This window comes from Amycolatopsis echigonensis, from assembly GCF_002846615.1.
GTDB lineage: Bacteria > Actinomycetota > Actinomycetes > Mycobacteriales > Pseudonocardiaceae > Amycolatopsis > Amycolatopsis echigonensis.
Genome location: NZ_PJMY01000002.1, coordinates 74,682 through 89,013, shown reverse-complemented (window position 1 = coordinate 89,013; position 14,332 = coordinate 74,682). Strand labels below are relative to the sequence as shown.

At 69.7% G+C, this 14,332-nt stretch carries 10 protein-coding genes; 5 read left to right on the top strand and 5 right to left on the bottom strand.

Features of this window, described 5'->3' with window-relative positions:
* Positions 1–23: 23 nt before the first annotated feature.
* Genes ATK30_RS02055 through ATK30_RS02040 form a run of 4 tightly spaced genes read right to left on the bottom strand, consistent with a single transcriptional unit; the run spans position 24 to position 5,978 of the window.
* Positions 24–623 (bottom strand): hypothetical protein, encoded by a 600-nt coding sequence (locus ATK30_RS02055; RefSeq protein WP_208637241.1) that lies wholly within the window; start codon positions 621–623, stop codon positions 24–26.
* Positions 620–5,104, bottom strand: a complete 4,485-nt coding sequence (locus tag ATK30_RS02050; protein WP_101434037.1) for a DUF6531 domain-containing protein — start codon at positions 5,102–5,104, stop codon at positions 620–622. Before ATK30_RS02050 ends, ATK30_RS02055 begins: the two co-directional genes overlap by 4 nt.
* Positions 5,101–5,433, bottom strand: coding sequence for a type VII secretion target (locus ATK30_RS02045; protein WP_101434423.1), 333 nt, complete (start codon positions 5,431–5,433; stop codon positions 5,101–5,103). Before ATK30_RS02045 ends, ATK30_RS02050 begins: the two co-directional genes overlap by 4 nt.
* Before the next feature lie 14 nt (positions 5,434–5,447).
* Entirely contained in the window at positions 5,448–5,978 is a 531-nt protein-coding gene (locus ATK30_RS02040) for a YbaB/EbfC family nucleoid-associated protein (protein WP_101434036.1), read from the bottom strand.
* A gap of 289 nt (positions 5,979–6,267) precedes the next feature.
* On the opposite strand from ATK30_RS02040, the gene ATK30_RS02035 reads away from it, so the two are divergent.
* The 4 genes from ATK30_RS02035 to ATK30_RS02020 all read left to right on the top strand — a co-directional run bounded on the left by ATK30_RS02035 (position 6,268) and on the right by ATK30_RS02020 (position 11,679).
* Complete coding sequence (locus ATK30_RS02035; protein WP_101434035.1) at positions 6,268–8,403, top strand: phosphocholine-specific phospholipase C; 2,136 nt, start codon at positions 6,268–6,270, stop codon at positions 8,401–8,403.
* Between the two features lie 172 nt (positions 8,404–8,575).
* Positions 8,576–9,967 (top strand): MocR-like pyridoxine biosynthesis transcription factor PdxR, encoded by a 1,392-nt coding sequence (pdxR, locus tag ATK30_RS02030; protein ID WP_101434034.1) that lies wholly within the window; start codon positions 8,576–8,578, stop codon positions 9,965–9,967.
* A gap of 48 nt (positions 9,968–10,015) precedes the next feature.
* Positions 10,016–10,504 (top strand): carboxymuconolactone decarboxylase family protein, encoded by a 489-nt coding sequence (locus ATK30_RS02025; protein WP_101434033.1) that lies wholly within the window; start codon positions 10,016–10,018, stop codon positions 10,502–10,504.
* Entirely contained in the window at positions 10,501–11,679 is a 1,179-nt protein-coding gene (locus tag ATK30_RS02020; protein WP_101434422.1) for an MFS transporter, read from the top strand. The genes ATK30_RS02025 and ATK30_RS02020 overlap by 4 nt, the downstream gene beginning before the upstream one ends.
* Here the strand turns inward: ATK30_RS02020 and ATK30_RS02015 are convergent.
* A complete protein-coding gene (locus tag ATK30_RS02015) occupies positions 11,646–12,854 on the bottom strand; it encodes an acyl-CoA dehydrogenase family protein (RefSeq protein ID WP_208637240.1) in 1,209 nt (402 codons plus the stop codon). The two genes, ATK30_RS02020 and ATK30_RS02015, sit on opposite strands and share 34 nt — an antisense overlap.
* Before the next feature lie 191 nt (positions 12,855–13,045).
* Between ATK30_RS02015 and ATK30_RS02010 the strand changes: the two genes are divergently transcribed.
* Positions 13,046–14,320: an IS110 family transposase gene (locus tag ATK30_RS02010; RefSeq protein ID WP_101434032.1), complete on the top strand. Its 1,275-nt coding sequence runs from the start codon at positions 13,046–13,048 to the stop codon at positions 14,318–14,320.
* The last annotated feature ends 12 nt before the right edge of the window (positions 14,321–14,332 follow it).

Genomic DNA, 14,332 nt, shown 5'->3' with positions numbered 1-14,332 from the left:
CCGGACACCCTTCGGCGGCCCCGTCAGAAGCTCCAGGGGTCTGGGTGCGGGACCCGCGACGGGTCTTCCGACCAGACCAGGCGGGCTTCCACATCCGGGGCGGCGAGCTTCCGCAAGCGTTCGGCCGCCCATTCGTTCCAGTAGAGCTTGGTCGACTGCGGCACCCGGAAAACCGGGAGATGCCCGGGCACCGCGTCCGGGCGGAATACCGACCGCCGGATCACGCCGTCCCATTCCGGCTCGGACGATTCGGTCGTGTCCAGGCAGTCGACGACCTGCTCGACGAGAAAGAGGAACCAGTCCTCGCTCTCCTTGCCGTCAATGGTGAGCGGCAGCAGGCTTCCCGAAGCCTCGAAGTCGGCGCGGAACTCGTCGGCAAGGCGGCGGCCGACGATCGGGGCCTCGTCCGCGCCCGGCGAGAACTCCACCGGCCGCCAGTCCGGGTCGCCGACCCACTCCGCGGCGATCCCGCGCGGGTAGTCGTCCGGCGAACCGGAAAGCATCCAGCGGACGACCTTCGTCAGCTCGCCGCCGATGGTCAGGGCGCGGTACTCCCCGCGGGCTTCGCTCACGCTCGGCAGCAGCCGGCACACTGCCCGGCCACGTGGGATCTCGGCCATCACGCGGTCCAGTATGCCCCAGGCCCCGGTACCCCGCTGGAAAGCTCGCCCAGCACCGATTTCCCGATGCCGCGCAACTCGTTCCGCAGCAGCCCGCCGATCGCGGTCTGGCTGAGACCGCGCGCCTGCCCTTGGGCGACGACGCCCTGCAGCCGGTTGTAGACCTTTTCGTGGAATCCCCCGCGGTGCGTGTAATTGTGCGGCGTCGGATGCCCCAGCGGAATCCCGTTCGCGGGGTCGTTGATGTCGACCTTGTGCGCGTCGAGCAGATCCCGGCTTTTCGCGCCCCACGCCCACTGGTTCTTGCTGCCGCCGGACGGGACGATGTGCGCCGCTGCCTCGCCCGGTGCGGGCGCGCGTCCCTCGGCCGCCATGTTGTCGCGGAGGATCGCGGCGTTCTGCTTGCACGTCAGCAATCCGAGATAGTCCAGCCACGCCATCGGGTTGACCGCGTACGAACGCTGGTTCGGACCGCCGGCGAGACCGAGCGGATCGGCGCTGGTGTACTCCGCGGTCGCCGGGTCGTAATGCCGGAAGTAGTTGTAGTGCAAGCCGGTTTCGGGATCGAAGTACTGCCCGGGGAACCGCAGCGGGGTGTCGGCGGTCGAGTCCGGGGCCCGGCTGGTGATGCCCCACACGGTGCGCCGCGCGTGCCAGGCGACGGAGCCGCTCTCGTCGACCAGTTCGGTCGGAGTGCCGAGCAGATCGGTGACGATCGCGAAAAACCGTTCGTCCACCACGTGTTGCGGAGCGTCGGCCATCGTCCGGCGTTCGACCTGGCTCACCGGCCGTACGCCGTCACGGTCCCAGGTCGTGGTCACCACGTCCGGACGGTCGCCCGCCCGGGTGCTCTGTTCGACGAGATGCACGCCGTCCCAAGCGAAAACGGTTTCCTCGGCCACGTGCACGCCGTCCGGGGCGAGGCGTTCCTTGGCGATCCGCCGCCCGAGCGGGTCGTGCCGGTAGCGCCATCTGGTCCCGTCCGGGGTCGTCACGCCGGTCAGCCGGTCGTCGCCGTCCCAGGTGTAGCGCCAGATCCTCCGCTGCCCGGACAGCGTGCGGCTGGACCGTTCGACGATCCGGCCCTGCGCGTCGTGCCGGTAATGCACGGCACCGCTGCGGCGGAGAACGACGCCGGCGTATTCGCGGCCGCCTTGCGCGGCCGGGTCCTGATCCGGCCACTCGGCGTTGCTGACATTGCCGAATTCGTTGTAGGCGTAGCGTTCCGTCCATCCGGCCCCGTGCACCGCGGTGACGCGGCCCCAGCGGTCGAGGTCGTACTGCCGGGTGCCGGCGAGCTGATCCTGGATGCCGGTGACGACGCTGTCCGCGCGGTAGTGATACGTGCGCCGCTGACGCGACCTGGCGAAGGCGTCGGTCACCTGCTGTCCGGCGAGGCGATGGTTCGCGTCCCAGGTCTGGTTCACCATCGCGCCGCCGCCGAGCTGGCGGCGGACCTCGCGACCGGCCGCGTCGTAGCTGAGCCGGACCGTGTGGCCGTCGGTGCGGACCACCACCGGCTGGTCGTTCCCGTTGTACTCGCACCCGGTCCGCACCCCGGCCGGAGTCACCCGCAGGATCCGCCTGCCCAGCAGGTCGTACACCGATTCGACGGCACGTCCGTTGCACGTTTCCCTGAGCACCCGGCCGAGCGGATCGCGCTCGACGACCAGTTCGGCGTCCGGCCCGGACGCCCGGAGCAGCTGGTCGGTCGCGTCGAATTCGTACGTCGTCACCTGGCCGCCGACGCGTTTCTCGATGACGTTCCCCCGCGCGTCGTGGCGGAAAGTCATGACTTCGCCCGCGCCGTTCGTCCGGGCGACCAGCTGGCGGGCCGGGTCGTACGCATACGACAGCGTCCGGCCGCCGAAATCGGTCTCCGAAACCAGGTTTCCCGCGGGGTCGTAGGTGTAGCGCCACACCCGGCCCTGCGCATTGACGACCGACACCAGCCGCATTTCGGTGTCGTACCCGAATTCCAGCCGGGATCCGTCGACGTCGATTTTCGCGGACGGCGAATCGAAATACGTGAATTCGGTGCGGATAGTCTGGCCGAGGGCGTCGACGTAAGCGATTTCGTTGCCTTCGCCGTCGTACCGCCATTGTTCGGTGGTCCCGTCCGGCTGCGTGCAGGACAGCAGCTTGCCCTCGACGGTCCAGGAGAACCGGGTGACGCCGCCGAGCGGATCCACAACCGCGCTGATCCGGCCGAAAACATCCCGGGTGTAGCGGGTCGTGGCACCGAGGAAATCGGTGACCGCGACCGGAAGGCCCGCCGCGTCGGTCTCCATTCGGCGGGTCTGGCCGAGCGCGTTGGTCAGCCCGGCCGGATGCCCGCGGTGATCGAAGTGGTACCGGGTGACCGCGCCCGCGGGATCGGTGACCGCGGCGAGGTTGCCGCGTTCGTCGTACTCGTTGCGCCACACCGCCCCGTCCGGTCCGGTCAGCACGACCGGCTGGCCGGCGCTGTCGTACTCGGCGGTCGTGGTCCGGCCGTCCGGGTCGGTGACCGCGACCAGCCTGCCGTCCTCGTCGTAACGGAAGCGAGTCGTCTGCCCGAGCGGGTCGGTGCGCGAAAGCAGCCTGTCGTAGCGGTCCCGCTCGGTCACCACCGCGTGGCCCAAGGGATCGACCGCGCGGACGAGCTGCCAGGCGTCGTTGAAATGGTAGGTCGTGACGTGGCCCAGCGAATCGGTGTAGGTCGTCGTCCGGCCCGCCGAGTCGTAGTCGATGGTGCAGGCGAGCGCGCCGCCGGAGCCTTCGGTGCGGACGCACCGGCCGAGTTCGTCGAAAACGTAGCCGTACCACCGGTCGTTGCGGTCGATCCACTTGACCACGCGGCCCTGGCTGTCGTACTCGAACCGGGTCGGCAGGCCGGAGGAATTGAGGATTTCGACCAGCCTGCCCGCGTCGTCGTAGCGATAGCGCACCAGCTCGATCGCGGCCCCGGTGTCCGGGCTGAGCAAACGAAGCCCGGTCACCAGGCCGTTTCCGCTGTCCACCGCGATCCGGTACCCGGCCGAATGCCGGATCAGCGTCGGGACGCCGTTCTCGTCGCGGTCGACCTCGATCCGGTTGCCGTTGCGGTCGGCGATCGCCGCGAGCGGCAGCACGGTGATCGCGCCGGCTTGGTGCGAGGCCGTGAAACGCAGCGTACGGCGGAGTTCCGGGCAGCTGATCGCGTAGCCGCCGTCCGGCGTGCGCGCCAGCGGCCACCGCGCGCCTTCCTCCGGCAGCACCGGCGAACCGTCCTCGGGCGGGACCGGGTACGCCAGCAGTACGCCGTCCGGGGCGGCATACCAGATCCGCGTGCCGTCCGACTCGAGCCGCTCGTCCAAAGTCGATGCCCACGAACGGCCGAAGAACCTGCCGACGCGGTACGACGAGATGTGCGCCCTGGTCACCACGAGCGGCAGCGCGCCGGGCAGTTCCACGTCGGTCTGCACCATCAGCATGTCGCCGGTGGCCAGGTCGATCGGGTCGCCTCCCTCGCACTTCCCGTCGTTGGACCGGCCGTCCTTGCGCGGATCGCCGTTCTCGTGCACGGAACCGTCGCCGTCCGGGTTCCCGGTGCGCGCCTCGCTCGGCGAGGTCGTCCCGTCCGGTGCGGTGCCGGGATCGTCGGCGTGGGCGGCCTGTGTCCCGTCGCCGCCGGGTTCCTTGCCGTGCGGCGAGGTGTGCGGATCTTCGGCGGACGACACGTGGGTCGCGTCGCCGCCTTCGCCGGGGCGGCCGTGCAACTCGCCCAGCACCTTCTTGATCGACGCGAAGATCTCCTCGAGCTTCGACATCAGCGGCCGCAGCTTCTCGACCGAGTTGATCAGTTTCTTGAGCAGCGCGCCGATTTTCTCCAGCCACGCCGACACCTGCTCGACGACCTGCGCCACCACGACCGGCGTGCCCAGCCCGAGGGAGCACACCTCCTCCAGCGCGTCCTGGACGAAATCGCCGACCGCCTGGGTGATCATGTCCCGGACGAGGCAGCGCACCGCGGCGGTGATCACGCCGACGACCTCGACCACCGTGCTGATCGTGTTCGCGCAGGTCGCCGCGGCGTTGATGTGGTCGATCTTCTTCCCGATGCCGGCCCGGTACGCGTCGGCGGCCGCGCCCTTCCAGTTCGCGGTGTCCTGCTGCACAGTCGCGGCCAGGTCCTTCGCCGCCTGCTCGGTCGCCTTGCCGATGTTCTTCCAGGTCTGCGAATAGGCCGAGATCTGGTCGCCGTCGCCGGCGAGCTGGTTCAGCGCGTCCTGCAACGGCTTCACGTGCTCGATCAGCCAGTTCAGCCCGTAGGAGATCAGCGTGCCGACCGGGTTCATCGCGATGGTCAGCATGTCGAGGCCGGTGCCGAAGGCGGCGATCCCGCCCTCGATCCACGAACCCGACTGCACCCCGTCGTACACGCCGGCGGCGTCGTCGAGGACGTTGATCCCGCTGTGCCAGGTGGTCGAGTCCTGCCGCTGCGCCACCAGCGGGTTGCTCACGAGAGCTTCTTTCCGAGGCCGTTGATGGTCTGCGCGTGGTTCTGCTCCGCGGTCTGATACGTCGTCACGGCCTGGTTCACCGACTGCGCCACCTGGCCCATCGCCTCCTGTGCCAACGCCAGCGTCGCCAGCCCGGGCGCGCTCACCGCGAGCACGATCGGCACGAACAACGGACCGGTGATCATGCCGTACGCCTGCACCCCCACCGTCACCTGCTCCGCCGCGGACAACGCCTGCCCCAGCGTCTTGCCGACCTGCTCCACCGCTTTCGCGTGCTTGACGAGATCGTCCGGATGGACCTCGTAGCCGCCGGAACCGTCACCTGCCATCGGATCCCCCGGATTCATCCCCGTGTCATGAACGAGTGGCCGAAGCCGTCCTCGTCTTCGTCCGAACCGCCCGGAGGACGCCGCGCCGGAGGCGGTTTCGGTGCGGGTTCCTCCTCGATGGCGCCGAGGTTCCGGACGTGCTGGCTCTCGGCCGGTTCCGGTTCTTCCGGCTCCGGCTCGGGAAACTTGGCCCGGTAGTTGCCGACGATCGTGTCCACCGTCTGCCGGTCGTCGCCGATCGTCTCCGCCATGACCTCCCCGAGCCGGTCCGGCAACCGCGACTGCGCCCGCCGCAGGGTCGTCAGGACCGCGGCGGCCACCTGCGCCCCGGAAAGCTCCCGGACCTGATCGGTGATCCGCAGATCGGTCACGTTCCCCGCCGAGTCCACCGTGACCGTGACCAGCCCGTCCTTGCCCGTCTCGGTCACCGAGACCTGCCCGACCGCCGCTTGCATGGCTTGGTACCGCTGGGCTTTCTGCTTCGCCTGCGCCACCATCTGGTCCACCCGTGCCGCCGCGTCCCCGCCGGAAAGCGGATCGGTCATCCCGGTCACTCCGTTCCCCCGTTTTTCGAACCTGTCGAGGAAACCACCGGCGTTCGAGGCGAACGGCGCGGACTGCGCAAGTTAGCTCGAACGGCCGAGGCGTTCCCGGCCGGAAAACAACGGGTTAACCGGTTTGCCCGAATCCGGGAACACGGCCCGGGACGGCGCGAGTATTCACCCGTACGCCAGATCCGGGACATCCGGCTCGGCAATGCTCTGCTCCGGGCGAGCGGCGGCCGGTAAATCCGGGCGACCGCTGTCTCGCCGCGAGCACGTGGAGGAACGAAACATGGCGGGTACGAGTCGCCGGAACTTTCTCGGCATGGCGGGCGCTTCGCTGGCCGGGGCCGCGGCCGGAGGGCTGCTGCCCGGGTCTATCGGGAAGGCGCTCGCGGTCGAACCGGCCCGCCGGTCGGGGACCATCGAGGACGTCGAACACGTCGTCGTGCTCATGCAGGAAAACCGGTCCTTCGACCACTACTTCGGCACCATGCGCGGCGTGCGCGGCTACGGCGACCCCCGGCCGCACCTGCTGCCCGACGGGCGGCCGGTCTTCTACCAGCCGCCGGCCAAGGTCCGCACCGCCGGTTACAAGAGCCGCGGCCTGCCCGACGACGCCGAGTACGTCCTGCCGTTCCCGCTCGACGCGTTGCGCACCAGCGAGCACATCGCCGGCACCCACCACGGCTGGGGCAGCGGCGAACCGCTGTGGAACGGCGGGCGCTACGACGGCTGGGTGAACGAAAAGCAGGACGTGTTCACCATGACCTACCAGCAGCGGTCCGAACTGCCGTATCACTACGCGCTCGCGGAAGCGTTCACGATCTGCGACGCCTACCACTGCTCCGTCCCCGCGGACACCGCGCCGAACCGGATCCTCCTGTGGTCCGGCACGATCGACACGCAGAACCGCCTGGGCAGCAAGCAGAACGGGCCCGGGCTCTGGGAACGGCCGGACACCAACGGCTACACCTGGACGACCTACCCCGAACGGCTGCAGCAGGCGGGCGTCAGCTGGAAGCTCTACCAGGGCGGCAGCGGCATCCCCGGCGAGCCGACGGACAACTACACCGACAACTCCCTCGAGTTCTTCGCGAACTACCACGCGAAGGAAGGCGCGTCCGGGCCGCTGGTCGAGCAGGGCGTTTCGACGCACACGCTCAAGGAGTTCCGCGCCGACGTGCAGGCCGGGAAGCTGCCGCAGGTCACCTGGATCGTCCCGCCGTACAAGTACAGCGAGCACGCCGCCGCGTCCGCCAGCGACGGCGCGTACTACCTCAACCTCGTCCTCGACGCGCTCGTCTCGAACCCCGAGGTGTGGAGCAAGACCGTCTTCTTCATCAACTACGACGAGAACGACGGCCTGTTCGACCACGTCGTCCCGCCGATGCCGCCGCTGGTCAACCGGCCTGGCACGGACGGGCTCGTCTCGCGCTCGCTCGCGGCGAGCCTGCCGGACGAGACTCTCGACTTCGACAAGCTCCCGAAGGGCACCGGCGGCGCACCGACCGGCGTTTCGCTCACCGGCAAACACCCCGCCGGACTCGGTTCCCGCGTGCCGATGCTCGTCGTGTCGCCGTGGTCGCGCGGCGGCTGGGTCTGCTCGGAAACCTTCGACCACACCTCGGTCCTGCGCTTCCTGGAAGCCCGGTTCGGCGTGGCGGAGCCGAACATCAGCGCGTGGCGCCGGTCCGTCTGCGGCGACCTCACCTCGGCGTTCGACTTCTCCCGCCCGCAGACCAAACCGGTCGTGACGCCCACCCCCGCCCCGCTGCCGAGCAAGAACCAGCCGTTCTCGGTGAAGCTGCCGCAGGCGATGCCGAAGCAGGAGCCGGGCGTCCGGCCCGCGCGGGCGCTGCCGTACCGGTTCACCACCGCACTCGCCGGAAAGCGCGACGGCCGCTCGGTTTCCGTGCAGTTCACCAACGACGGCACCGCGGGCGCGTACTTCTACGTCTACGCGCACGGCGATTCGCCCCGCCGCTACACGGTCGCCGCGCACGACACGATCAGCGACACCTGGGAAGGTGCGCCGGGCACCGACGAGCACGGCCACTACGACCTGCGCGTCACCGGCGCGAACGGCTACCTCGCGCAGTTCACCGGCACCACCGCGGACACCACCGAGCCCGAGGTGTCGGTGTCCACGAACAACTACGGCACCCCGCTGCTGACGCTGACCGTCACGAACCCGGGCCGCCAGCGCCGGAAACTGAAGCTGCGCAACGACTACAGCACCAGCGCCGCCCGGACGATCGTGCTCGGACCCGGCGAAACCCAGCGGGTGCCGTGCGAGACGGCGTCCTCGTTCGGCTGGTTCGACATCTCGCTGACCGACCCCGCCGCACCGGGCTACCTGCGGCGGTTCGCCGGGCACAACGAAACCGGCCGCCCCAGCTTCAGCGACCCTGGTCCGCAGCGGTAGTCCCGTTGAACGAAAGCGGAAACGCCCGGTCGTGCGGAACCGGCCGGGCGTCCCGCTGCTTCACCGAGTCGGCCGTGGTGCGACAGCGGCCGAGCGCGTCGGGGTGTCGAAGCCGAAGGTGCTCTCGGCTCGTCGCGAAGGCAGGCTCCCCGGTCGAGCTAAAGTCCGGCGCATGAAGCGCGCATCGGTGGCCGAGGGGCTCGACCTCTACCTGCCCGTCTCCACGACCCGCCCCGCGCACGCGCTCGAAACCGCATTGCGCGCCGCGGTCGTCGACGGCCGACTTCCCGTGGGAACCCGGCTGCCCGCCTCGCGCGCACTCGCCGCCGACCTCGGGATCGCCCGCAGCACCGTCTCCGAGGTCTACTCGCGGCTCGCCGCCGAAGGCTGGCTGGAGAGCCGCGTCGGTGCCGGGACGTGGATCGCCGGGTTTCCGCGCCAGGCGCAACCGGTTGCCGCGCAACGACAATCACCGCCGGAGTACGAGCTTCGCGGCGGCCTCGCCGACGCCGGCGATTTCCCGCGCAGCCAATGGAGCGCACAAACCAGGCGGGCGCTGTCGGACCTGCCAGTCTCGGCATTCGCCTATGCACCGCCCGAAGGCGCGGTCGAACTCCGCGACACCCTCGCCGGTTACCTCGCCCGGACTCGCGGCGTGGCGGTCACCGCGGCGGAAGTCCTGATCGGCAGCGGCTTCGGCGACCTGCTGTCGTTGACCTGCCGAAGCATTCGCGCGCGCGGCGGCAAGCGGATCGCCGTCGAGGAGTACGGGCACGAGCGGCATCGGCGCATCATCGCCGAGTCCGGACTGGAGATCGTCGCCATCCCCGTCGACGCGGACGGCGCCGACATCGCGGACGCTCACGCGGACGCAGTCTTTCTCACCCCAGCGCACCAATTCCCGACCGGAGTCCCGCTCTCCCCGGAACGCCGCCGAGCCGTCGTCGAATGGGCGAACGCCCGCGACGCGCTGATCCTGGAGGACGACTACGACGGCGAGTTCCGCTACGACCGCCGCAGCATCGGCGCGCTCCAAGCCCTCGCACCGGATCGGGTCGTCTACCTGGGCACGTCAAGCAAAGCCCTCGCGCCTGCCGTCGGCGTCGCATGGGCGGTGACCCCGCCCGCACTTCTCCCCGAGCTGCTCCGGCAGCGGAGCCTCAGCGGCGTCACGCCGAGCGGTCTGCATCAGCAAGTCCTCGCCCGGTTCATCGAGTCCCACGAATACGACCGAGCCGTCCGCCGACGCCGCGCGACGTTCCGGACGCGCCGCGAACTGTTTGCCCAGCTCCTCGCCGAACGCACCCCGCAGCTGCGGCCCGGCGGTCTCGCCGCAGGTCTGCAATGTCTGGTCGAACTCCCGGACGCGGCTGCCGAAGAACGCACGCTCGCCGCCGCCCGCCAGTTCGGCGTCGTCCTCGAAGGACTCGCGGACTACCGCGCCCCCGGCTGCAACCCGGACCGCGCCGGGGTCGTCATCGGCTACGGCGCGGTGTCCTCCGCCCGCGCCGCGCGCGCCCTCGCGCTGGCCGCCGACGCCCTGGCAAATGGACTGAGTTCTTAGTGCTGGATTGGCCAGTAACCCAGTCCATTAGAGACCTAATCTAGTTCCATGACAACGACGAACCCCACTCTGGTCCCGATCCCCCAGCGCCTCGATTTCGACGCGCTGGCCCCGATTTTCTCCCGCGCGATGAGCACTCTGGACGACGCCGCGACCCAGCAGCTCGACCAGGCCGGCATCGACCCGGGTCTGCGCGAACTGGTCCGTCTCCGCGCGTCCCAGCTCAACGGCTGCGCGTACTGCGTAGACATGCACTCGCAGGCCGCGCGCAAGGAAGGCGTCACGGCGCAGCGGGTCGACGCGCTCGCGGTCTGGGCGGAATCCGGCCTGTTCACCGCCGCCGAGCGGGCCGCGTTCGCGCTCACCGAGGACGTCACGCGCCTCTCCGAAACGCACGTGCCCGAGTCGACCGTCTCGGAGGCGATCGCTTCGTTCGGCGAGGAAGGCGCGGCCGCGTTGATCGCGCTCATCACCGCCATCACCATGTGGAACACGGTCGGCGTGACGACCCGCTGCTGGTCGGTCAGCCCGGCATGAGCACCGCGCGCACGGCGATCCGGCGGCTCGCCACCGCACAAGCCCTGACGTCGGCGGGCGACGGCGCGGTCCTGGCCGTGTCCGCCGTCCACTTCACGACCCGGGTCGGCCTGCCGGCGGGAATCGTGGCGCTCGGGCTGTCGCTCGGCGCCGCGACGAGCCTGACCACCACCGTCCCGTTCGGGACGCTGCTGGACCGGATCGGCGCCCGCCGCGCACTCGCCGCGGCGACCGTCGCCGCGGTCGGGGGCCTGCTGCTGTTCGCCGTCGCGCACACTGTTCCGCTGTACATCGCCGCGTGCGCGCTCTTCGCCTGCGGGCAGAGCGCGCTCGCGGCGGGCCGCCAAGCCGTCGTCGCGACTGTCGTGGCTCCCGAAGGACGTGTCCGAGCCCGCGCGCTGCTGCACACCGCCGTCAACATCGGCATCGGCGCGGGCTCCGGGCTCGGCGCGCTCGTCCTGGCCGCGGGCACCAACGCGGTCACCGTGTTCGTCGTGGACGCCGGACTGTTCGTCTTCGCCACCGCGCTGTACCTGCACAGCGGGCCAGACGCACCGACCGAACGCCAGGTCGGCTGGCCAGCCTTGCGCGACCGCCGCTACGTCACCCTGACCATGCTGGCCGCGGTCACCCAGCTGACCATGCCGATCCTCAGCGTCACGCTTCCACTGTGGATAGTCACGCGCAGCTCTGCTCCACAATGGACGTCCGCAGTGGTGCTGCTGGCCAACACCGTCCTCGTCGTACTCCTTCAACTGCCGATCAGCCGACAGGTCCGCGACGGCCGCACCGCACGCCGATCCCTTGCCGCAGCCGGAATTTTCCTGATCGCCGCCTGTTCCGTCTTCGGCTCGCTCGGCGCTTCCGCACACCCGGTGGTCCTGGCGCTTGTGGGCGCGCTCCTGCTCACCGTCGCCGAAACGACCGCCTCCGCCGGTGCCTGGCACCTCGCGTTCAGCCTTGCCCCGGAAGGACATCAGGGGCAATACCAAGCGCTGTTCGCCACCAGCACCGCACTCGCCCGCATCACCGGACCGATCGTGCTGGTCCCGCTCGTGCTGACGTTCGGCCTCCTCGGCTGGACGCTCGCCGGGCTCGGGATGCTGGCCGCGGCCGCCGCGCTGGCGGCCATGGCCGCCCCTCAGCGGAAAGCGGACTGCCCGGTGATGGCCTGACCGACGACCAGCGTGTGCATCTCGACGGTGCCCTCGTAGGTCAGCACCGATTCGAGGTTGTTCATGTGCCGGATCACCGGGTACTCCAGCGAAATCCCGTTCGCGCCGAGGATCGTGCGCGCGGTGCGGCAGATTTCGATCGCCTCGCGGACGTTGTTCAGCTTGCCCATGCTGACCTGTTCCGGCCGCAGCACCCCGGCGTCCTTGCGCCGTCCCAAGTGGATCGCGAGCAGCAACGCCTTCGTGTACTCGAGCGTCATGTCGACAAGTTTCTGCTGCGTCAGCTGGAAAGCGGAGATCGGCTTCCCGAACTGCGTGCGGTCCTCGGCGTAGGCCATCGCCGCCTGCAAGCAGGAACGCGCCGCGCCGACCGAGCCCCACACGATGCCGAAGCGCGCTTCGTTGAGGCAGCTCAACGGCCCCTTCAGCCCGGTGACCTCCGGCAGCACCGCGTCCGCGGGCAGCCGCACGCCGTCGAGAACGAGTTCGCTGGTGACCGAAGCACGCAGCGACATCTTGTGCTTGATCTCCGGTGCCGAGAAGCCCGGGGTGTCGGTGGGCACCACGAAGCCGCGCACGCCCTTGTCGGTCTGCGCCCAGACCACGGCGACGTCGGCGACGCTTCCGTTGGTGATCCACATCTTCCGGCCGTCGAGGATCCAGTCGTCGCCGTCGCGCCGCGCGCGCGTGCGCATGCTGGCCGGGTCCGAGCCGGCGTCCGGTTCGGTCAGCCCGAAGCAGCCGATCGCGTCGCCCGCCGCCATCGACGGCAGCCACTGCTGCTTCTGCTCCTCCGAACCCCATTTCCAGATCGCGAACATCGCCAGCGAACCCTGCACCGACACCAGCGAGCGGATGCCCGAGTCGGTCGCCTCCAGCTCGAGGCACGCGAGCCCGTACTCGGTCGCCGACATCCCGGCGCAGCCGTAGCCCTCCAGGTGCATGCCGAGCACGCCGAGCGAGCCCAGGTCCTTGGCCAAGCCGCGGACGTCGGGCAGCTCGCCGCGCTCGAACCACTCGCCGACATACGGGTCGATCCGGTCGGCGCAGACCCGGCGGACCGCGTCCGCGATCGCCTTCTCGTCTTCGGTGAACAGGTCGCCGAGCCCGGCGGGGTCGCGCGGATCCAGCGGCGGCAGGGACTTCGTGGCGCTGATAGCGGTACCTTCTTTCATGGCTGGGACCTCCGGGGAACGCTTCTGGTGCTTGTCCTGCGAGGACTGAAATGAGACAGCGTCCTCGGGGGTTGTAGCCGGAGGCTTGTCGTCTTGGAGGGTGTTGTCCCGATGAGGACTGGTTTATCAGCACGACGCGCGGCCTCCGGTTCCAGTTTTTTCGTTGCTGGACGCGAAGGGAGTCGGAGCATTTGCTTGGAGCAGGCATCGACTGGGCGGAATCGTTTCACGACGTGGCCTTGGGTCGCCCCGGAGAAGGGGTGATCGAACAATTCCGTATCGACCACACCGCAGCGGGAGTCAACCGGCTTGTGGCCCGTTGCCTGGAGCTGGAAACCGACCCGGCCGACGTGCGGGTCGTGCTGGAAACCCGACACGGCCTGTTGGTGGAAACGCTGGCCGACGCCGGTTTCACTGTTCTTCCGGTCAATCCGGACGTGGTGGCCCGCCGCCGCGGGCCGGCTAAAAAGAAAGACGACGCCGAAGACGCCAGGATCTGCTGCCTGCTGGCATTGGACCAGTTTCTGGAATTGCGGAAACTGATCCCGCACGGCGAGCTGGCGGGAGAATTGCGCACGATCGCCCGGGACGACGAACGCGCCGCCCGCGACGAGCGCCGGCTGCTCAACCGGCTGCGCGCGGACCTGCTGGCAACCTTCCCTGCCGCGCTGGCCATCGCCGGCGGCAACCTCGGTTCGCCGGTCATGCTCAAGCTGCTGAGCCGCTGGCCCGGCCACGACGAGCTCGCTGCGGCCGACCCGCACGACATCGCCGCGTTCGCCCGCGCCGCCAGCCACGGCTGGCCCGACCGGTTCGCCGCCCGCGTCGCCGACGCCCTCGCCGCCGACCGGCTGCCGGTGAAAGACTACCTGGCGCGCGCGAAAACCGGCACGATCGCGCTGACCGCGACCCAGCTGCTGGCCATCCGCGACCAACGACGGGCCTGGGAACGCCGCATGGCCGAACTGCTGCTCGGAACGGCCCGCCGCGGCCACGCAACACAGGCGAAGGAACCCGATCCGGGAAAAGCGGTCCCGGGCGGTGACATCTACCTGAGTTTCCCCGGACTCGGGGACCGGCTCGCCGCCCGGATAGCCGGAGAAATCGGAGACGACATCACCCAGTTCGCCACACCGAACGGGCTGCAATGCTACGGCGGAACCGCCCCGGTCACCCGCCGCTCCGGCCGGAGCGAGTTCGTCGTCGCCCGTCGTCTGGCGCACAACCACTACCTGGGCGCAGCCGTGCATCAGTGGGCCTTTTGCAGCCTCTCCCGCAGCGCATGGGCGCGGGAGTTCTACGACGGGAAAATCGCCGCCGGGAAGAGCCATCACTCGGCCCTGCGCGCTTTGGCGAACCGATGGCTGGAAATCTTGTGGCACTGCCTGGTCAAACGCATCCGCTACGACGAGACCATTCACATTCGCAACCGGCAGCAAGCCCACCAGCATCCCTCGGCGGCCTGAGGTTGACAGAGG

Coding starts and splice junctions, on each gene's coding strand:
- ATK30_RS02045 (WP_101434423.1), bottom strand. CDS start 5,433: ATGGCAGGTGACGGTTCCGGCGGCTACGAGGTCCATCCGGACGATCTC.
- ATK30_RS02040 (WP_101434036.1), bottom strand. CDS start 5,978: ATGACCGATCCGCTTTCCGGCGGGGACGCGGCGGCACGGGTGGACCAG.
- ATK30_RS02035 (WP_101434035.1), top strand. CDS start 6,268: ATGGCGGGTACGAGTCGCCGGAACTTTCTCGGCATGGCGGGCGCTTCG.
- pdxR (WP_101434034.1), top strand. CDS start 8,576: ATGAAGCGCGCATCGGTGGCCGAGGGGCTCGACCTCTACCTGCCCGTC.
- ATK30_RS02025 (WP_101434033.1), top strand. CDS start 10,016: ATGACAACGACGAACCCCACTCTGGTCCCGATCCCCCAGCGCCTCGAT.
- ATK30_RS02020 (WP_101434422.1), top strand. CDS start 10,501: ATGAGCACCGCGCGCACGGCGATCCGGCGGCTCGCCACCGCACAAGCC.
- ATK30_RS02015 (WP_208637240.1), bottom strand. CDS start 12,854: ATGAAAGAAGGTACCGCTATCAGCGCCACGAAGTCCCTGCCGCCGCTG.